This is a genomic window from Citrobacter sp. wls827 (genome assembly GCF_005280875.1).
In the GTDB taxonomy this organism is placed as follows: domain Bacteria; phylum Pseudomonadota; class Gammaproteobacteria; order Enterobacterales; family Enterobacteriaceae; genus Citrobacter; species Citrobacter youngae.
On record NZ_SZWR01000001.1, the window covers coordinates 20,352 to 39,522 of the forward strand.

General features: G+C 53.5%; 15 protein-coding genes and 1 pseudogene. 7 read left to right on the plus strand and 9 right to left on the minus strand.

What is annotated here, in order from left to right; translation table 11 throughout:
* From FDX03_RS22865 to FDX03_RS00125, 5 genes and pseudogenes are all read right to left on the minus strand, one after another.
* A pseudogene (locus FDX03_RS22865) lies at positions 1-95 on the minus strand (glutathione ABC transporter permease GsiC); the annotation flags it as partial.
* A gap of 46 nt (positions 96-141) precedes the next feature.
* Positions 142-1,680 carry a glutathione ABC transporter substrate-binding protein GsiB gene (gene gsiB / locus FDX03_RS00110; RefSeq protein ID WP_048212176.1) on the minus strand — a complete coding sequence of 513 codons (1,539 nt, stop codon included), beginning with the start codon at positions 1,678-1,680 and terminating at the stop codon, positions 142-144.
* 28 nt (positions 1,681-1,708) lie between these two features.
* The gene (gene gsiA / locus FDX03_RS00115; RefSeq protein ID WP_137345317.1) at positions 1,709-3,580 is read right to left on the minus strand and encodes a glutathione ABC transporter ATP-binding protein GsiA; all 1,872 of its coding nucleotides are present in this window, start codon (positions 3,578-3,580) and stop codon (positions 1,709-1,711) included.
* Positions 3,567-4,532 carry a beta-aspartyl-peptidase gene (gene iaaA / locus FDX03_RS00120; RefSeq protein WP_061067598.1) on the minus strand — a complete coding sequence of 322 codons (966 nt, stop codon included), beginning with the start codon at positions 4,530-4,532 and terminating at the stop codon, positions 3,567-3,569. Before iaaA ends, gsiA begins: the two co-directional genes overlap by 14 nt.
* 192 nt (positions 4,533-4,724) lie before the next feature.
* Positions 4,725-5,513, minus strand: a complete 789-nt coding sequence (locus tag FDX03_RS00125) for an aminoglycoside adenylyltransferase family protein (protein ID WP_061067597.1) — start codon at positions 5,511-5,513, stop codon at positions 4,725-4,727.
* A gap of 174 nt (positions 5,514-5,687) precedes the next feature.
* Here FDX03_RS00125 and moeA point away from each other — a divergent pair, with 174 nt between their 5' ends.
* Entirely contained in the window at positions 5,688-6,923 is a 1,236-nt protein-coding gene (moeA, locus tag FDX03_RS00130; protein ID WP_116361020.1) for a molybdopterin molybdotransferase MoeA, read from the plus strand.
* Positions 6,923-7,672: a molybdopterin-synthase adenylyltransferase MoeB gene (moeB, locus tag FDX03_RS00135; protein ID WP_101741846.1), complete on the plus strand. Its 750-nt coding sequence runs from the start codon at positions 6,923-6,925 to the stop codon at positions 7,670-7,672. The genes moeA and moeB overlap by 1 nt, the downstream gene beginning before the upstream one ends.
* Before the next feature lie 86 nt (positions 7,673-7,758).
* Here the strand turns inward: moeB and fsa are convergent, their stop codons facing one another.
* The gene (gene fsa / locus FDX03_RS00140) at positions 7,759-8,421 is read right to left on the minus strand and encodes a fructose-6-phosphate aldolase (RefSeq protein ID WP_048212182.1); all 663 of its coding nucleotides are present in this window, start codon (positions 8,419-8,421) and stop codon (positions 7,759-7,761) included.
* A 132-nt stretch (positions 8,422-8,553) separates the two neighbouring features.
* Here fsa and FDX03_RS00145 point away from each other — a divergent pair, with 132 nt between their 5' ends.
* The 4 genes from FDX03_RS00145 to FDX03_RS00160 all read left to right on the plus strand — a co-directional run bounded on the left by FDX03_RS00145 (position 8,554) and on the right by FDX03_RS00160 (position 14,287).
* Positions 8,554-9,453 (plus strand): glycyl-radical enzyme activating protein, encoded by a 900-nt coding sequence (locus FDX03_RS00145; RefSeq protein WP_061067594.1) that lies wholly within the window; start codon positions 8,554-8,556, stop codon positions 9,451-9,453.
* 5 nt (positions 9,454-9,458) lie between these two features.
* Complete coding sequence (locus tag FDX03_RS00150; RefSeq protein ID WP_115602329.1) at positions 9,459-11,891, plus strand: glycyl radical protein; 2,433 nt, start codon at positions 9,459-9,461, stop codon at positions 11,889-11,891.
* A 169-nt stretch (positions 11,892-12,060) separates the two neighbouring features.
* Positions 12,061-12,876 (plus strand): Cof-type HAD-IIB family hydrolase, encoded by an 816-nt coding sequence (locus tag FDX03_RS00155; RefSeq protein WP_048212185.1) that lies wholly within the window; start codon positions 12,061-12,063, stop codon positions 12,874-12,876.
* A 148-nt stretch (positions 12,877-13,024) separates the two neighbouring features.
* The gene (locus FDX03_RS00160; protein ID WP_137345318.1) at positions 13,025-14,287 is read left to right on the plus strand and encodes a DUF1479 domain-containing protein; all 1,263 of its coding nucleotides are present in this window, start codon (positions 13,025-13,027) and stop codon (positions 14,285-14,287) included.
* Between the two features lie 69 nt (positions 14,288-14,356).
* On the opposite strand, the gene FDX03_RS00165 is transcribed toward FDX03_RS00160, so the two are convergent.
* Both FDX03_RS00165 and FDX03_RS00170 read right to left on the minus strand, forming a co-directional pair.
* Entirely contained in the window at positions 14,357-15,211 is an 855-nt protein-coding gene (locus FDX03_RS00165) for a hypothetical protein (protein WP_061067591.1), read from the minus strand.
* Positions 15,212-15,312: 101 nt separating this feature from the next.
* Entirely contained in the window at positions 15,313-16,905 is a 1,593-nt protein-coding gene (locus FDX03_RS00170) for an ABC-F family ATPase (protein ID WP_048212609.1), read from the minus strand.
* A gap of 233 nt (positions 16,906-17,138) precedes the next feature.
* Between FDX03_RS00170 and ldtB the strand changes: the two genes are divergently transcribed.
* On the plus strand, positions 17,139-18,059 hold the full coding sequence (gene ldtB, locus FDX03_RS00175) for a L,D-transpeptidase (protein ID WP_003035268.1): 921 nt from the start codon (positions 17,139-17,141) through the stop codon (positions 18,057-18,059).
* 94 nt (positions 18,060-18,153) lie between these two features.
* Here ldtB and FDX03_RS00180 read toward each other — a convergent pair.
* The coding region (locus FDX03_RS00180; protein WP_137345448.1) for an anion transporter at positions 18,154-19,171 on the minus strand (1,018 nt) is incomplete at its 5' end.

Here is a 19,171-nt window from a genome sequence, read left to right on the forward strand (position 1 = left end):
CCGGGTAGCAGGTGAACAAATAAAAATACCAGCACCGCCACAATTAACAGCGTCGGAATCAACCCCAGCAGGCGCTTGAAAACATAGTTGAGCATCAGACTCCCTTCGCCGGCCCCGTCCATGCAGGGCCGAATGAATAGCTTATTTCAAATCCGCGTCATCAAAACTAAACCCGGTGTCGGGCATGATCCAGAATCCGGTCAAATTCGTACTATGCGCCGAGATCAGTTTCTCCACCACCAGCGGGATCCACGGCGACTCTTTCCAGATGATATCCTGCGCGTCCTTGTACAGCTTCGCTTTCTGCGCCGGATCGTTGGTTTGCAAGGCCGCCGCTAAATCACTGTCCACCTGCTTATTGCTGTAGAACGCGGTATTAAACAAGGTTGGCGGCCAGTTCTGTGACGCAAACAGCGGCGACAACGCCCAGTCCGCTTCGCCTGTAGACGCCGACCAGCCGGTGTAGAACATCCGTACCCCGCTTTCTTTCTGCGCCTTACCCTCGACTTCCGCCGCCCGCTGCCCGGCATCCATCGCCGTCACCTGAGCCTTCACGCCCACCTGCGCCAGTTGCTGCTGGGTAAATTGCAGCACTTTCTGCGCGGTGCTGTGGTTATGGGATGACCACAGCGTGGTGGTAAAGCCGTTGGGATAACCCGCTTCTTTCAGCAATTGGCGTGCTTTTGCCGGATCGTAAGGCCACGGCGTGTAGCTTTGCGCATAGGCTATTGATGGCGGAAGAACGCCCGTTGCCGGCGTGGCGTAACCTGCAAAAGCCACTTTCACCAGCGCCTGACGGTTGATGGCATAATTCAACGCCTCGCGCACCTTCGGATTATCGAACGGTTTTTGCGTGACGTTCATGCTGATATAACGCTGCATAATAGACGGGCTGGCGACCAGTTCCAGGTTTTTATTCTTCGCCAGTAACGCCGCCTGCTCGTACGGAATAGGGAAAGCAAACTGCGCTTCCCCGGTTTGCAGCATTGCCGCACGCGTGTTGTTGTCCGTTACCGGACGCCAGGTAATCGTATCCAGCTTTGGCAACCCTTGCTGCCAGTAACCCGCGAACTTCTTAACCTTCACAAAATCCGTCTGATTCCAGGTATCAAGCTGATATGGCCCGGTGCCGACAGGATGGAAACCAATCTCCTTGCCATATTTCTCCAGCGCGGCGGGAGAAATCATCGCCGTAGCCGGATGCGCCAGAATATTGATAAAGGCAGAGAATGGCTGCTTCAGCGTAATCTTCACTGTAGCAGGATCAACCACCTCGGTTTTATCGATATTCTTATACAGGTTATAGCGTTTAAGGTGATTTTCCGGATTACTGGCGCGATCAAGGTTGGCTTTTACCGCAGCCGCATTGAAGTCAGTCCCATCCTGAAACTTCACGCCCTGTCGCAGTTTAACGGTGTACGTCAGGCCATCATCAGAAACGGTATAGCTTTCCGCCAACACATTTTTCAGCTTCATCTCTTTATCAAGGCCGAACAGCCCCTGATAAAACGACTTCGCTACCGCCTGCGACAACGTGTCGTTCGCGTCATAGGGGTCGAGCGTGGTGAAATTAGACCCTACAGCAACCACCACATCTTTGGCGGCCCAGCCAGGCGATGCGGCCAGCGCAGAGGCCACTCCCACAGCAACCAGCCATTTCCGAGCAACAATTTTTGTCATGTTATTCTCCTTAAACCCTGCCTGCCTGTCATAAACGCGAAAGCGCACTTTCCGCTGGCACACGCGCAACGTAATGCCCCGGTTCCACTAACTGTAGTGAAACCGGGGGGATCTCTTCACCGCGTTTGCGGATATTACTGGGGATATCATCCGACAACAGCACGCGCTGTGGTCTTTGATGCGATGGATCGGCAACCGGGACTGCCGCCATAAGTTTTCGCGTGTAGGGATGCTGTGGATTTTCAAACACCGCCCGTCGGGTGCCGATCTCAACAATCTGCCCCAGGTACATCACCGCCACGCGGTGACTAATACGCTCCACCACCGCCATATCGTGGGAAATAAACAGGTACGCAATACCCATTTCCCGCTGTAGGTCGAGCAACAGATTAATAATTTGCCCGCGAATCGAGACATCCAGTGCCGAGACGGACTCATCGGCAATAATCACTTTAGGATTGAGCGCCAACGCCCGGGCTATACAGATACGCTGACGCTGACCACCGGAAAATTCGTGCGGATAGCGCCAGGCGTGCTCAGGTAGCAACCCGACACGCTCGAGCAACCATGCGACCCGTTTTGTCGCCGCATCGCCTTGCAACAAACCGTGCACCCTCAGTGGCTCTAAGATGGAATATCCCACCGTCTGTCGGGGGTCGAGCGACGCATAAGGGTCCTGGAAGATAAACTGGATATCCCGACGCAGCGGCTGCAACTTGCTGGCGGCCAGGGTATCAATGCGTTGTCCCTTGAAGAAAATCTCCCCGCGCTGGGACTCCACCAGACGCAACAATGCCCGCCCGGTCGTTGATTTACCACACCCCGACTCGCCTACCAGTGAAAGCGTTTCGCCGGGCCAGAGATCAAAACTGACGTTTTCCACCGCATGCACCTCGCGGGTCACGCGATTAAGGATGCCGCTACGCAGGGGAAAACGTGTCACCAGGTTGCGAACCCGCAGAATCGGCTCTCCCTCAACTACCGTGTCCTGCTCGGTTTGAGGTTCAACATGATGAGGATCGTGCAGAGAAATAAGCGGGAAGCGTCGCGGAAGGTCATGCCCGCGCATCTCCCCAAGTTGCGGCACTGCTGCCAATAGCGCTTGAGTGTAAGGATGCTGCGGAGCATGAAAAATCTGCTCAACGCTGCCCGTTTCGACCGCTTCACCCTGGTACATCACCAGCACCCGGTCAGCGATATCTGCCACCACGCCCATATCGTGGGTGATAAAAATAACGCCCATCGACATCTCTTGCTGCAGCACTTTTATCAGTTGCAGGATCTGTGCCTGAATGGTGACGTCCAGCGCGGTGGTCGGCTCATCGGCAATCAACACCGCAGGGCGACACGACAGCGCCATGGCGATCATCACCCGCTGGCGCATACCGCCGGAAAGCTGGTGTGGATAACGCGATAAAATCGCCTTCGCCTCGGGGATACGCACCTGATCGAGCATTCGCTTCGCTTCTACCATCGCCTCTTCGTGACTGGCACCCTGGTGCAAGCGGATAGACTCGGCAATTTGCTCGCCGACGGTAAACACCGGGTTAAGCGATGTCATAGGCTCCTGGAAGATCATCGCGATATCCGCGCCACGCACATGGCGCATCCGGGCTGCGCTCTGCTCGCCGAGTTCAATCACCTGCCGATTACGCCGCCGTAGCAGCATCGCATCACAGCTTACCTCGCCGCCCGCCTGTTCAATCAGACGCATCAGCGACAAGGCCGTTACCGATTTTCCGGAACCGGATTCGCCAACAATCGCCAGCGTTTCGCCACGCTTCAGGCGAAATGACAGATTGCGCACAGCGCTAACGCGTTGCTGCTCCTGTTCAAAGGCAATATTCAGGTTGCTGACGGACAGCACATCACGGGCATCAAGCTCATCACTGTGTGGCAACGGTATCTCCTTTTTCCCGATAAATACCAGTGGTGGGCGTGTCGCCTGCGTATCCCCAGGCGCGGTACATGCCTTCGCTGTTAAACGGCAAAGCCACATTCCCTTCATGATCGATAGCAATTAATCCACCGCTGCCGCCCAGCGCCGGTAATTTTTCCATCACCACGCGTTCACACGCCTCTGATAAACTCAGGCCGCCATAATCCATCAATGCCGCAATGTCATAGGCCGCCAGCGCGCGAATAAAAACTTCACCTGTACCGGTGCAGGAGACGGCCACACTTGCGTTATTGGCATAACAGCCTGCGCCGACCAGCGGACTATCCCCCACCCGACCCGGTAATTTGTTGGTCATCCCGCCAGTCGATGTTGCTGCCGCCAGATTGCCAAACATATCCAGCGCAACCGCACCCACGGTACCCATTTTATTGTTTTCATCCAGCGGGGTCGCACTGTGATCCAGCACCGTTTCACCCGCTGCTTGCGCCGCCAGCAGCTGTGCATAGCGTTCTGGCGTCGAGAAAATATCCGCCGAAACGCGCTCCATACCCTGGGCAATGGCAAAATTTTCTGCCCCTTCACCAATCATCATGACGTGGGGGCTGTGTTCCATCACCAGGCGCGCCGCGAGGATCGGGTTGCGCAGATGACTGACTCCGGCGACAGCACCCGCTTGCAGGGTATTACCATCCATGACGCAGGCATCCAGTTCATGGGTTTCATCACGGGTATACACAGCACCAATTCCGGCGTTAAACAGAGGGCACTCTTCCAGTAGGCGCACAGCCTCAGTGACAACATCCAGCGCGCTTCGGCCCGCTTCTAGCATACGTTGACCGGTTTCAACGATATCTGACAGCGCCTGTATATAACGCAACTCCTGCTCCTGGCTTAGCTCAGCGCGGGTTATTGCCCCAGCGCCGCCGTGAATTGCAATGACTGCTTTGCCCATTTTTTTCATCCATTAAGGTGGCAGGTAACGGGGTTATAAATATCAGAATTTCTGTGAGTTATTGATTCGATTTTTGAATATAGAAAGATGCAGACGTCATGTAAAGGTAAAGGCCCGCCCCTCACACTTCTTCGCATCAGGTCATGCAGCAGTGTTCAACAAACAGGAGATTCCCCGACGTTATTGAATAAATTAATTCAACCGATCGGTAATCTGTTTTTTTGCATAAAACACAAAGCGTTCAACAGACGGCATACATGCGGCCCAGTTCTCTTTGGTTAACCCCAGATATTCCGCACGCGCAGCCTGCAACGTGGCGGCATGTTCAGTGGGCAATTGCGGTATCAGCCAGGACGCAGCCTCATCTTTAGCGACAATATTGCCCGTAACCACGCTATACCAGATGCGTGCCAGAGCAAGGATAATATTCCGCTCGTCCCCTTCTAAATCGGCCGGTTTCTGCCACATATCAAGGATATGTCGAAATGTTTGTACGATATCGCTAAAAGGGATGACGTTGAATAATCTCTCAGCGGGTTCACCGAACAACGGTACGCTGGCACGCCGGGCCTGGGTCAGCAGAATGGAAAGGTCGGGATCCACCTGCGCCGGTTCATACACACCAGCGCAGATATCTTCACGCAACCATTCACCAAACTGCATCTCTCTCGCCGGTGGAAATCGCCACGGTACAATCTGCGAGAACAGTACAACGGTCACTTCCAGCGCACGATACCGCACGCAGACGCCGGGAGGCGCAGAAATAGCCAGCAAATCCTGCATCAATTCTTTTCTTTGCTGCATATCCAGCGGTTGCCTGATGGTAACCAGTAAATCGATGTCGCTTTGGGGTTTTAATCCCCCTTCAACAGCAGATCCATACAAATGAATGGCAACGAGATTCCCCTCGAAAATCTGGCGGATGAGCGCACTGGCGGCATCCACCTGGCGTCGAATGGCGTCCGGGATATTATGAGTCATTTAGCCCCAGGGAAAAAAGCAGAAACATTGAGTTTATACGGCATTTTTCCTGTCGCGCTATCCTCTGGCAGAAAACCGTTATCAGATCCGATCCTAAGCCTGAGGTGGCATACTGTCCGCGTCCATTTTCTGACATAATAACCGGATTCGATTTTGCCCCGCAGGAGTCTTCACATGGAATTTACCGCCGGACTGATGCCGCTTGAAACGGCTCTCTCTCAGATGCTTTCGCGTATTACCCCACTCACCGCCGTCGAAACGCTGCCCCTGGTTCAATGCTTTGGTCGTATTCTGGCGACCGACATCGTCTCCCCGATTGATGTCCCTGGATTCGATAACTCTGCAATGGATGGTTATGCGGTGCGTTTGGCCGATCTGCAATCCGGCCAGCCGCTCTCCGTTGCAGGTAAAGCCTTTGCCGGTCAGCCTTTCCATGGCGAGTGGCCTGCGGGAACCTGCATCCGTATTATGACCGGTGCCCCGGTTCCTGTCGGTTGCGAAGCGGTAGTGATGCAGGAACAAACGGAACAAACTGACGATGGTATTCGTTTTACCGCCGACGTCCGCAGCGGACAAAATATTCGTCTGCGCGGTGAAGATATTGCCAACGGCGCGGTGGTATTTCCCGCCGGGACTCGCCTGACCACCGCCGAGCTTCCCGTGCTGGCTTCGCTCGGTATTGCCGATGTCCCCGTCGTGCGCAAAGTCCGCGTGGCGTTGTTCTCCACCGGTGATGAACTGCAACTGCCGGGTCAGCCGCTGGGCGACGGACAGATTTATGATACTAACCGTCTGACCGTACATCTGATGCTGCAGCAGTTGGGCTGCGAGGTGATCAACTTAGGGATTATTCGTGACGATCCCAACGCGCTGCGCGCCGCGTTTATCGAAGCCGACAGCCAGGCCGATGTCGTTATCAGTTCCGGTGGTGTTTCTGTTGGCGAAGCGGATTACACCAAAACCATTCTGGAAGAACTGGGAGAAATTGCCTTCTGGAAATTGGCCATCAAACCCGGTAAACCGTTCGCCTTTGGCAAACTGAGCAACAGCTGGTTTTGCGGCCTGCCGGGTAACCCGGTGTCAGCGGCCCTCACCTTTTATCAACTGGTCCAACCGCTACTGGCGAAACTCAGCGGTAACACCGCCTGCGGACTGCCGCCACGCCAGCGCGTGCGCAGCGCATCACGTCTGAAGAAAACGCCTGGCCGTCTGGATTTTCAGCGCGGTGTATTACAGCGTACCGCAGAAGGCGAACTGGAAGTCACCACTACCGGACATCAGGGCTCGCATATTTTTAGCTCCTTTAGCCTGGGCAACTGTTTTATCGTGCTGGAACGCGACCGTGGTAACGTCGAAGCCGGAGAATGGGTTGAGGTCGAGCCGTTTAACGCACTGTTTGGAGGCCTGTAATGGCAGAACTCAGCGACCAGGAGATGATGCGCTATAACCGGCAAATCATTCTGCGCGGCTTCGATTTCGAAGGTCAGGAAGCGCTCAAGGAGGCGCGGGTACTGGTCGTTGGTCTGGGAGGGCTGGGATGCGCGGCAACTCAGTATCTGGCGGGCGCGGGCATCGGACATTTAACCCTGCTCGACTTTGACACGGTCTCCGTGTCGAATCTCCAGCGCCAGACGCTGCACAGCGATGCGACCGTTGGACAGCCGAAAGTGCTCTCCGCCCGCGACGCCCTGGCGCGAATCAACCCCTATATCGCCATTACGCCAGTGAATGCGCTGCTGGACGAGAGCGAGATTCACTCGCTTATCGCCGAACACGATTTGGTGCTGGACTGTACGGATAACGTCAGCATCCGCAATCAGCTGAATTCAGGATGCTTTGCCGCCGGGGTTCCGCTGGTTTCCGGTGCGGCAATTCGCATGGAAGGGCAAATTACCGTCTTTACGTATCAGGAAGGCGAGCCCTGCTACCGTTGCCTGAGCCGTCTGTTCGGTGAAAACGCCCTGACCTGCGTCGAGGCAGGCGTGATGGCCCCGCTAATCGGCGTGATCGGATCGTTACAGGCGATGGAAGCCATTAAGCTGCTGGCAAGCTACGGTAAACCGGCGTCTGGAAAAATCGTCATGTACGACGCCATGACCTGCCAGTTTCGCGAAATGAAGCTGATGCGTAATCCGGGGTGCGAGGTTTGTAGTCGGTAAAAAAGTCGGGTGGCGGCTTCGCCTTACCCGACCTACAACGGCTCGAACGTAGGCCGGGTAAGCGTTAGCGCCACCCAGCAACAGCATCAGATCGACGTGCGACCAAATGCGCTCTGCCAGTCGTGCTCAAACTTCGCCACGGCAGCATCAACGGCTGGAGAGCTAATCATCTGCTGAGCGACATCCAGCGGCAGCGTGATGGACTCACAGCCGACCAGCAGGCAATCCAGCGCCTGACGCGGCGTTTTGAAACTGGCTGCCAGCACTTTGGCGTGCGGGGCATGCATTTTCAATAAGGCCTGCAGATCGGTCACCGTCTGAATGCCGTCGCCCCCCTGAGCGTCCACGCGGTTAACGTATGGCGCAACATATTCGGCGCCAGCCAGCGCAGCTAAAAGCCCCTGAGCAGCACCGTAAACCGCGGTCCCCAGCGTCGGGATGCCCTCTTCTTTCAGCAATTTAATTGCTGCCAGACCCTCTGCCGTGACCGGCACTTTCACGACGATATCCGCGATGATTGCCCGCAGCTTACGCGCATCGCTGACCATCCCTTCGGCGGTGGTCGCCATTACCTGTGCAAACAGGCGGCCTTGCCCACCCATCGCGTCCTGCAGTTGCGGCAGTAACACGTCCAGCGTCTGCTTACCTGCCGCCACAATGCTTGGGTTAGTGGTCACCCCTGCCAACGGAAAAACACGCGCCAGCGCTTTTACCGCGGCAACATCAGACGTATCTAAATAGAGTTCCATCACCTTTCCTCAAACGAATAATTAGCATGAATAAAAGGTAGCACGGCGAAACCTCGCGGTTAGTTGACGCACGTCAATATAACTTTCATTCGAAAGTAATTTAATCTTTATACGAAAGAAAAGAGGCCGCTTATGATTTTCAATATCCAGCGCTATTCCACGCATGATGGTCCAGGTATCCGCACCGTGGTGTTCCTTAAGGGATGCTCACTGGGTTGTCGGTGGTGCCAGAATCCGGAAAGCCGCGCCCGGACGCGGGATCTGCTCTATGACGCACGTCTGTGCCTTGATGGTTGCGATCTTTGTGCTCAGGCGGCACCGGAGGTGATTGAGCGGGCACTGAGCGGGTTGCTGATTCATCGCGAAAAACTGACCGATGATGCTCTGACGGCGCTGACCCACTGCTGCCCTACCCAGGCGCTGACCGTCTGTGGAGAGGTAAAAAGCGTGGACGAAATCATGGCGACCGTATTGCGGGATAAACCGTTTTACGACCGCAGCGGAGGGGGACTCACGCTTTCCGGCGGCGAACCGTTTATGCAGCCAGAGCTGGCGGCTGAATTGTTCCAGGCCAGCCACGAAGCAGGCATTCATACGGCAGTAGAAACCTGTTTGCATGTTCCCTGGAAGTATATTGAGCCGTCATTACCCTACGTTGATCTGTTCCTGGCCGATTTAAAGCATGTCGCCGACGCGCCGTTTAAACAGTGGACCGATGGCAGCGCCTCTCGCGTGCTGGAAAACCTGAAAAAACTGGCCGCCGCCGGTAAAAAAATAATTATCCGCGTCCCGCTGATTCAGGGATTCAACGCTGACGAAGCAGCTATTCAGGCCATTACCGATTTTGCCGCCGACGAACTCCACGTCGGAGAGATCCATTTTTTGCCCTACCACACGCTGGGCATCAACAAGTACAACTTACTCAATCAACCCTACAACGCCCCGGATAAACCGCTTGATGCGCCTGCGCTGCTCAAATTTGCCCAGCAGTACGCCAGCCTTAAAGGTTTAACCGCGACCCTACGAGGATAATCGCCATGACTACTCTGAAACTGGACACACTCAGCGATCGTATCAAAGCGCATAAAACGGCCCTGATCCACATCGTGAAACCGCCGGTTTGTACCGAGCGCGCCCAGCACTATACCGAGATGTACCAACAGCATCTGGATAAACCCATCCCGGTACGCCGTGCGCTGGCACTGGCTCATCATCTGGCGGAACGCACTATCTGGATCAAGCATGACGAGTTGATCATCGGTAACCAGGCAAGCGAAGTACGCGCCGCGCCAATCTTCCCGGAATACACCGTCTCCTGGATTGAAAAAGAGATCGATGATCTCGCCGACAGGCCCGGCGCAGGCTTCGCGGTTAGCGAAGAGAACAAGCGCGTATTGCATGAGGTGTGCCCATGGTGGCGCGGTCAGACCGTACAGGACCGCTGCTACGGCATGTTTACCGACGAACAAAAAGGGCTGCTGGAAACCGGCATTATCAAAGCTGAAGGTAATATGACCTCCGGCGACGCACACCTGGCGGTGAACTTCCCGCTGCTGCTGGAAAAAGGTCTCGACGGTCTGCGCCACAAAGTCGATGAACGTCGTTCCCGCATTAATCTGACTTGTCTGGAAGACCTCCATGGCGATCAGTTCCTGAAAGCGATTGATATCGTGCTGGAGGCCGTCAGCCTGCACATTGAGCGCTTTGCCGCGCTGGCGCGTAAAATGGCGTCCACAGAAACGCGCGCCAGCCGCCGTGATGAACTGCTGACCATGGCGGAAAACTGCGATGTCATCGCCCATGAGCCGCCAAAAACGTTCTGGCAGGCGCTGCAGTTGTGCTACTTCATCCAGTTGATCCTGCAAATTGAATCGAACGGTCACTCCGTATCGTTTGGCCGTATGGATCAGTACCTCTATCCGTTCTACCGTCGTGACGTAGAACTAAACCAGAGTCTCGATCGTGAGCACGCCATTGAGCTGTTGCACAGCTGCTGGCTGAAATTGCTGGAAGTAAACAAAATTCGCTCTGGCTCCCACTCGAAAGCCTCAGCAGGCAGCCCGCTGTATCAGAACGTGACCATCGGTGGCCAGAACCTGGTCAACGGTCAGGCGATAGATGCCGTCAACCCGCTCTCCTATGCCATTCTGGAATCCTGTGGCCGACTGCGCTCTACCCAGCCGAACCTCAGCGTGCGTTATCATGCGGGGATGAGTAATGACTTCCTGGATGCCTGCGTGCAGGTGATCCGCTGCGGCTTCGGGATGCCAGCCTTTAACAACGATGAAATCGTCATTCCGGAATTCATTAAGCTGGGCATTGAACCGCAGGACGCCTATGACTACGCAGCTATTGGTTGCATCGAAACCGCTGTTGGCGGGAAATGGGGCTACCGTTGCACCGGCATGAGCTTTATTAACTTTGCCCGCGTGATGCTGGCGGCGCTGGAAGGCGGACGCGATGCCACCAGCGGCAAAGTATTCCTGCCGCAGGAAAAAGCGCTTTCAGTCGGCAACTTTAATAATTTCGATGAAGTGATGGAGGCCTGGGATACGCAGATCCGCTACTACACGCGCAAATCCATCGAAATAGAGTATGTCGTCGACACCATGCTGGAAGAAAACGTACACGATATTCTGTGCTCTGCGCTGGTAGATGATTGTATTGAGCGCGCGAAGAGCATTAAGCAAGGTGGCGCGAAGTATGACTGGGTATCCGGTCTGCAGGTGGGTATCGCCAACCTCGGCAACAGCCTGGCAGCAGTGAAGAAACTGGTCTTTGAACAGGGCGCTATCGGTCAACAACAACTGGCCGCCGCGCTGGCTGATGATTTTGATGGTCTGACCCACGAGCAGTTGCGTCAACGCCTGATCAACGGCGCGCCAAAGTACGGCAACGATGACGATAGCGTTGATACGCTGCTGGCTCGCGCTTATCAGACCTACATTGACGAACTTAAGCAGTATCACAACCCGCGTTACGGCCGTGGTCCGGTTGGCGGCAACTACTATGCCGGGACCTCGTCTATCTCCGCAAACGTACCATTCGGCGCGGCAACGATGGCAACGCCGGATGGCCGTAAAGCGCATACTCCGCTGGCAGAAGGCGCCAGCCCGGCCTCCGGTACGGACCATCTCGGCCCAACGGCGGTAATTGGCTCTGTAGGTAAACTGCCTACCGGCTCAATCCTCGGCGGCGTACTGTTAAACCAGAAGCTGAACCCGGCCACGCTGGAAAATGAGTCTGATAAACAAAAGCTGATGATTCTGCTGCGTACCTTCTTTGAAGAGCACAAAGGCTGGCATATTCAGTACAACATCGTTTCTCGTGAAACGCTGCTGGAAGCCAAAAAACACCCGGATCAGTACCGTGACCTGGTGGTGCGTGTCGCGGGTTATTCCGCCTTCTTCACCGCGCTGTCTCCGGATGCGCAGGACGATATCATCGCGCGCACTGAACATATGCTGTAACCCCCTCCCGCCCGGTGGCACTGTGCTTACCGGGCCTACATACTCTCCCTTTAGCCGGGTAAGGCGAAGCTGCCACCCGGCCTTTTACTTTCATTCGAAATTAAATTTGTGCTACAGGTCACATTGTTATTAGAATGTTTCTGGTTGCAGTTATAAGCCAGGAGCATATATGACCATCAACGTTATCGTCACCGATATGGACGGAACGTTTCTCGACGACGCCAAGCAATACGATCGCGAACGCTTTATGGCGCAGTACCAGGAACTGAAAAAAAGAGACATTGAATTTGTCGTGGCCAGCGGCAATCAGTACTACCAGCTTATCTCCTTCTTCCCCGAGCTGAAAAATGAGATCTCCTTTGTTGCCGAAAATGGAGCATTGGTATTCGAACATGGTAAGCAACTGTTTCACGGCGAGCTGACCCGCCACGAATCCCGCATTGTCATTGGCGAACTGCTCAAAGATAAGCAGCTCAACTTTGTGGCCTGTGGACTGCAAAGCGCCTACGTGAGCGAAAATGCCCCAGAGTCCTTTGTCGCGTTGATGGCAAAACACTACCATCGCCTGAAACCCGTAAAGGATTACCAGGATATCGACGATGTGCTGTTCAAGTTCTCGCTGAATTTACCTGACCAACAGATCCCATTAGTTATCGATCACCTTCATTCTGCTCTCGACGGCATTATGAAGCCCGTCACCAGCGGCTTTGGGTTTATCGACCTGATCATTCCCGGCTTACATAAAGCCAACGGGATCAGCCGTCTGTTAAAACGCTGGAACCTGTCACCACAAAACGTGGTCGCCATTGGCGACAGCGGCAACGACGCGGAAATGTTGAAAATGGCGCACTACTCTTTCGCCATGGCTAATGCAGCCGAGAACATCAAATTTATTGCCCGCTATCAGACCGACGATAATAACCATCAAGGCGCGCTGAACGTGATTCAGGCGGTGCTGGATAACACTTCGCCTTTTAACGCTTGATCCTGCCAACCGGAGTACCTGCTCCGGTTCTCACCGTTTTTGCATTCCGTGCACACCATCAAGTTTTTAAACTTGCATTAACTTATTTTTAACTTATATTGCACTTGTAAGTTAGATAAGTTTCAAATGAAAGTTATGCGAGGTGGTTATGGCTTTTACTTTTACCAGCGACACATTGCCCGCCGATCACAAAGCGGCAATCCGTCAGATGAAACAGCAACTGCGGGTACAGCTTGGGGATGTTCAGTTGGTCTTCAATCAGCTGAGCGATGCCATTGCCACCCGCGTGGCGGAAATCAACGCCCTCAAAGCGCAAGGCTCCCCGGTATGGCCTGTGTTGTCCTATGCGGATATTAAAGCGGGTCGCGTGAGTGCAGAGCAGCGTGAAGAAATTAAGCGTCGCGGATGCGCAGTCATTAAGGGGCATTTCCCCCGCGAACAGGCGCTGGCATGGGATCAGTCGATGCTCGATTACCTGGATCGCAACCATTTTGATGACGTCTACAAAGGACCGGGCGATAACTTCTTCGGCACCCTGAGCGCATCGCGACCTGAAATCTACCCCATTTACTGGTCCCAGGCGCAGATGCAGGCCCGCCAGAGTGAAGAAATGGCCAATGCACAGTCGTTCCTCAATCGTCTTTGGACATTTTCAAGCGAAGGTAAACAATGGTTTAACCCGGATGTCAGCGTTATCTACCCTGACCGTATACGCCGCCGTCCGCCGGGAACCACATCCAAAGGGTTGGGCGCGCATACGGATTCCGGCGCGCTGGAACGCTGGCTGCTGCCTGCGTATCAGCGGGTATTTGCTCATGTTTTCAATGGCAAGCTGGAAGATTACGATCCGTGGCAGGCTGCGCATCGCACCGAAGTAGAAGAGTACACGGTGGATAACACCACCAAATGCTCAGTGTTCCGTACCTTCCAGGGCTGGACTGCGCTGTCCGATATGCTGCCAGGTCAGGGATTGTTGCACGTGGTCCCTATTCCTGAAGCGATGGCGTATGTGCTGTTACGCCCATTGCTTGACGATGTGCCGGAAGATGAACTGTGCGGCGTCGCGCCCGGCAGAGTCCTGCCAATTTCCGCGCAATGGCATCCGCTGCTGATTGAAGCGCTAACCAGCATTCCACAGCTGGAAGCCGGAGACTCAGTGTGGTGGCATTGTGATGTCATTCACGCCGTCGCGTCGGTAGAAAATCAACAGGGTTGGGGCAACGTGATGTACATCCCTGCCGCACCGATGTGCGAAAAGAATCTGGCCTACGCTCACAAAGTGAAAGCCGCGCTGGAAAAAGGCGCGTCGCCGGGTGATTTCCCGCGCGAGGATTATGAAACGAACTGGGAAGGACGCTTCACGCTGGAGGATTTGAATATCCACGGTAAACGTGCGCTGGGGATGGAATAATCCTTCCCCTTTCATCGCTTTTAAAATAGTCCGGTTTTCTTCATTATATGATAAAAACCGGGTATTTTTTTATTCTACTGAAATTGCTGCCAGTTTCCATTTATCCTTTTCTTTGAGCATAGTAACGTTAATCTCGCCAGACTCTCCGTTTTTAAACTCTACGCTTCCAGACAAAGAACCAACATCATTTACTACATTGAAACTATCGAAACTGTATTCACTAATATCATCAAAATGAACAGACTCGGTTACAAGCTTAAAATCCTCGCTGTTCATTTTTCTTTGCAAAGAAGAAGAGCTTGCCTGATAAGCCTGAATATATTTTCCATCACGGAGCAAATCTATCTCTGTTCGCGCAGCATCCTTCAAATCACCCATCGTGGAAAAAAGGAAAGTGCCAAGGCCGATAAAAATAATCAGTGCGGCAATCACCGCTCCCGCAATAACAAATTTCCTTTTCTTCTTGTCTGCTAACAGACCACGAACCTGCCATCCCGCATCACGAACAATATCAAAAATAGGATCGGTAATTTCCGTTGATACAAATTTATAGCCATCAATTTTACCGAAGCTACCATCTTCTTTTTTACCCCAGGATCCCCCAGCAGAAAACTCAAGGCGTTTCCCTATTTGGACAGATTTGCTTAATCTGAACCCACCCAAATCTGCATCCCACTCCACATCGGTCGTTTTTTCACGATAAGTAATTTGCTTTTTGCTTTCATTGAAAAACAGTCTTAACTCATATTGTTTTTGCAATCCGTATTGACTGAAATAATCTATCCACTCAGCATCTTCGATATTCCAGGATGCAACAATATCATCACCATCTTCACGTAAAATGAAAGGATGCTCGTTGCTGTTGTTTAAATTTAGTAAGTTTAATTTAAGATTGGCTAAAGAGAGTGGTTCCATCTGACTCATTTTCTTTCCTTGCGTAGGTCGTTATGGAAAGTATCTTAGCCACAATTGTGGCTAAGATTAATCAGTAGAACTTTTTTTCAGAAAAGTGCGGGGAGAGAGACTTATTCGATGCCTTTACTTCGAAGGTAATCTTCGTAGTTGCCGGTGAAGTCGATCACGCGTTCCGGCGTAATTTCAATCACGCGGGTTGCCAGGGAACTGACGAACTCACGGTCGTGAGAAACAAAGATCAGCGTGCCCTGGTACATTTCCAGCGCCATGTTCAGCGACTCGATAGATTCCATATCCAGGTGGTTGGTTGGTTCATCCATCACCAGAATATTCGGTTTCTGCATCATCAGCTTACCGAACAGCATGCGTCCTTTTTCACCACCGGAGAGCACTTTTGCAGGCTTCTTGATATCGTCCTGGCTGAACAGCAGACGACCGAGGAAGCTGCGCACAACCTGCTCATCGTCGCCTTCTTGTTTCCACTGGCTCATCCATTCGAAAACGGTCAGATCGTTTTCAAACTCGTATTCATGATCCTGCGCGTAGTAACCCACCTGGGCGTTTTCAGACCACTTAACGGTACCGTTGTCCGGCTGCAAATCGCCAACCAACGTTTTCAGCATGGTGGATTTACCCACGCCGTTGGCACCAATGATGGCAACCTTCTCCCCCACTTCCAGCAGCAGGTTGAAGTTTTTAAACAGCGGGCCTTCATCAAAACCTTTCGCCAGCGCTTCCACTTCCAGCGCGTTACGGAACAGTTTCTTATCCTGCTCGAAACGGATGAACGGGTTCTGACGGCTGGAGGCTTTCACTTCATCGAGCTTGATCTTATCAATCTGGCGCGCACGAGAGGTCGCCTGACGAGATTTAGATGCGTTGGCGCTAAAGCGGCTGACGAAGGATTGCAGATCGGCAATCTGTGCTTTCTTCTTGGCGTTATCGGCCAGCAGACGTTCACGCGCCTGGGTTGCCGCCGTCATGTATTCGTCGTAGTTACCCGGATAAACACGCAGTTCGCCGTAGTCCAGATCCGCCATGTGCGTGCAGACCATGTTCAGGAAGTGACGGTCGTGCGAAATGATGATCATGGTGCTGTCACGCTCGTTCAGCGTCTGCTCCAGCCAGCGAATGGTGTCGATATCCAGGTTGTTGGTTGGTTCGTCGAGCAGCAGAATGTCCGGGTTAGAGAACAGCGCCTGTGCCAGAAGCACACGCAGTTTCCAGCCGGGCGCGACTTCGCTCATCGGGCCGTAATGCTGCTCTACCGGAATACCGACGCCCAGCAGCAGTTCACCCGCACGCGCTTCCGCAGAGTAGCCGTCCATTTCGCCGTACTGAACTTCAAGGTCAGCCACTTTATAGCCGTCTTCTTCGCTCATCTCGGCCAGCGCATAAATGCGATCGCGCTCCTGCTTCACTTCCCACAGTTCAGCGTGACCCATAATAACGGTGTCGAGAACGGTGAACTCTTCAAAGGCGAATTGATCCTGACGCAACTTACCGATGCGCTCATTCGGATCGAGGGAAACGTTGCCCAGCGTCGGTTCGAGGTCGCCGCCGAGAATTTTCATAAAGGTGGATTTACCGCTACCGTTCGCGCCAATCAGGCCGTAACGATTGCCGCCGCCAAATTTGACGGAAATATTTTCAAACAGCGGCTTACTGCCGAACTGCATAGTGACGTTGCTGGAAACTAACACTGGCGTATCCTGAAAGAGAAAGAAATATGTGACAAACTGCTTATTATGCCATAACTCTGCAATAAGATCGCGCCGTTCATGCAGCACAGATAAAGTGAAAGCAAAAGGAAAAAAATGTGATTTAGTACACATCCGAATTCCTTGTTGCTCAGAATGCACATATAATGCCTGCCCAACACTACATAAATCTCAACCCACTAGCCTGCCTGGCACTGAATCTCGCATACATGAACATGAATATGAAATTAACAACGCTTTTCGCGGCGGCACTCGCAATAGTTGGTTTTTGTAACACCGCTTCTGCCGTCACGTACCCGCTGCCTACCGATGGCAGCCGTTTGATTGGCCAGAACCAGGTCATCACGATTCCTGAAGGCAACACCCAACCGCTGGAATATTTTGCGGCGGAGTATCAGATGGGTCTGTCTAACATGCTGGAAGCTAACCCGGGCGTGGATACCTTCCTGCCGAAAGGCGGCACCGTGCTGAACATTCCTCAGCAGCTGATCCTGCCGGATACCGTGCATGAAGGTATTGTGATTAACAGCGCCGAAATGCGTCTGTACTACTACCCGAAAGGTACTAACACCGTCATCGTTCTGCCTATCGGTATCGGCCAGTTAGGTAAAGACACCCCTATCAACTGGACCACCAAAGTTGAACGTAAGAAAGCGGGTCCAACCTGGACGCCAACCGCGAAAATGCATGCGGAATACCGCGCTGCGGGCGAACCGCTGCCAGCAGTTGTTCCGGCAGGTCCGGATAACCCGATGGGTCTGTACGCGCTGTATATCGGTCGCCTGTACGCCATCCACGGCACCAATGCTAACTTCGGCGTCGGCTTACGCGTCAGCCACGGCTGCGTGCGTCTGCGTAACGATGACATCAAGTTCCTGTTTGAAAATGTGCCGGTCGGTACTCGCGTCCAGTTTATCGATGAGCCGGTAAAAGCCACTACCGAACCAGACGGCAGCCGTTACATCGAGGTACATAACCCGCTGTCTACGACTGAAGCACAGTTTGAAGGCGGGGAAATCGTACCAATTACGCTGAATAAGAGCATTACCAGCATCACCGGTCAGTCTGACGTCGATCAGGCCGTCGTTGAGCAGGCGGTACAGAACCGTTCTGGTATGCCGGTTCGTCTGAACTAATCGGCTATACATGCCCGATGGCGCTACGCTTATCGGGCCTACCAGCACTGTAGGCCGGATTAGGCGCCAGCCGCCATCCGGCACACCACATCAATTACATCATCAACAGCAAACCATATCCCACCAAGGCCGCCCATATCAGCATCGGCACCGAATACAGATGAAAACGCCACCAGATGCGTCGGTCATTTGCCATGCGTAAAGCAATCAGATTCGCCAGCGACCCCGGCAACAGGCCAAACCCTCCGATATTAACTGCCCAGGCCAACAATAGCGTCGGCGGAACATAGTTGAGCAACAAAATCGTGCTGGGAACGTTACTGATAAACTGCGACAAGCCGATTGCCGTCAACCACAGCCCCGGTGCTGAAAGCGTGCCAATCTGACTGGTTATTCCGTGTAACACCGGCAACTGCGTCAGCAAATGCACATCAATAAACATCGCCATAAACACTAACAGCAACGTCCAGTCAACGCTGAGGATCACACGGCGAGCCAGTACCATGAACCCCGCGGCGACGATCGCCAGGCCCCACAGCTCTTGTTTTAACTCCAGTGCCGTCAGGAAGATGATATACAACACCAGACAGCTCCACACCAGACGCGGTTGCCAGTCAGGCGCGGACGTACCGGTGTGATAATGCAATGCTTTATTCGGGAAACTGAACCAGCACAGCACCACCAGCGTCAGCATCATGGTCCCGGCAAGCGGCGCCATTTGCGAGGTAAATGCGGCAAATGACAAGCCAGAACGCCCCCACATCAGAATGTTTTGCGGGTTACCGATTGGCGTGAGCAACGATCCGGCGTTAACCGCCAGCGCCTCAAAGATAATCAGGCGATTCACCGGAATAGCGCACAATTTTTTCAGGGTGATCGTCAGCGGAACAACAATAAACAGCGCCACATCATTGGTCAGAAACGTCGACAGCAGCGCCGCCGCCAGCACCATAAATATCGCCAGTTGGCGTTCTGTGTTGAAGCGGCGAGTCATCTTGCGCCCTAACACATCAAAATAGCCGCTGAGCTCGACGCCTTTGGTCAGTAACATCAGACCGCTAAGCGTAATAATCGTGTGCCAGTCAATGGCTCCCGGCCACAGCCGGGGCGCA

What these genes read in the sequence shown, in the direction of transcription:
- gsiB (WP_048212176.1), bottom strand. Translation starts at nt 1,680, where the DNA reads ATGACAAAAATTGTTGCTCGGAAATGGCTGGTTGCTGTGGGAGTGGCC.
- iaaA (WP_061067598.1), bottom strand. Translation starts at nt 4,532, where the DNA reads ATGGGCAAAGCAGTCATTGCAATTCACGGCGGCGCTGGGGCAATAACC.
- FDX03_RS00125 (WP_061067597.1), bottom strand. Translation starts at nt 5,513, where the DNA reads ATGACTCATAATATCCCGGACGCCATTCGACGCCAGGTGGATGCCGCC.
- moeA (WP_116361020.1), top strand. Translation starts at nt 5,688, where the DNA reads ATGGAATTTACCGCCGGACTGATGCCGCTTGAAACGGCTCTCTCTCAG.
- moeB (WP_101741846.1), top strand. Translation starts at nt 6,923, where the DNA reads ATGGCAGAACTCAGCGACCAGGAGATGATGCGCTATAACCGGCAAATC.
- fsa (WP_048212182.1), bottom strand. Translation starts at nt 8,421, where the DNA reads ATGGAACTCTATTTAGATACGTCTGATGTTGCCGCGGTAAAAGCGCTG.
- FDX03_RS00145 (WP_061067594.1), top strand. Translation starts at nt 8,554, where the DNA reads ATGATTTTCAATATCCAGCGCTATTCCACGCATGATGGTCCAGGTATC.
- FDX03_RS00150 (WP_115602329.1), top strand. Translation starts at nt 9,459, where the DNA reads ATGACTACTCTGAAACTGGACACACTCAGCGATCGTATCAAAGCGCAT.
- FDX03_RS00155 (WP_048212185.1), top strand. Translation starts at nt 12,061, where the DNA reads ATGACCATCAACGTTATCGTCACCGATATGGACGGAACGTTTCTCGAC.
- FDX03_RS00160 (WP_137345318.1), top strand. Translation starts at nt 13,025, where the DNA reads ATGGCTTTTACTTTTACCAGCGACACATTGCCCGCCGATCACAAAGCG.
- FDX03_RS00165 (WP_061067591.1), bottom strand. Translation starts at nt 15,211, where the DNA reads ATGAGTCAGATGGAACCACTCTCTTTAGCCAATCTTAAATTAAACTTA.
- ldtB (WP_003035268.1), top strand. Translation starts at nt 17,139, where the DNA reads ATGAATATGAAATTAACAACGCTTTTCGCGGCGGCACTCGCAATAGTT.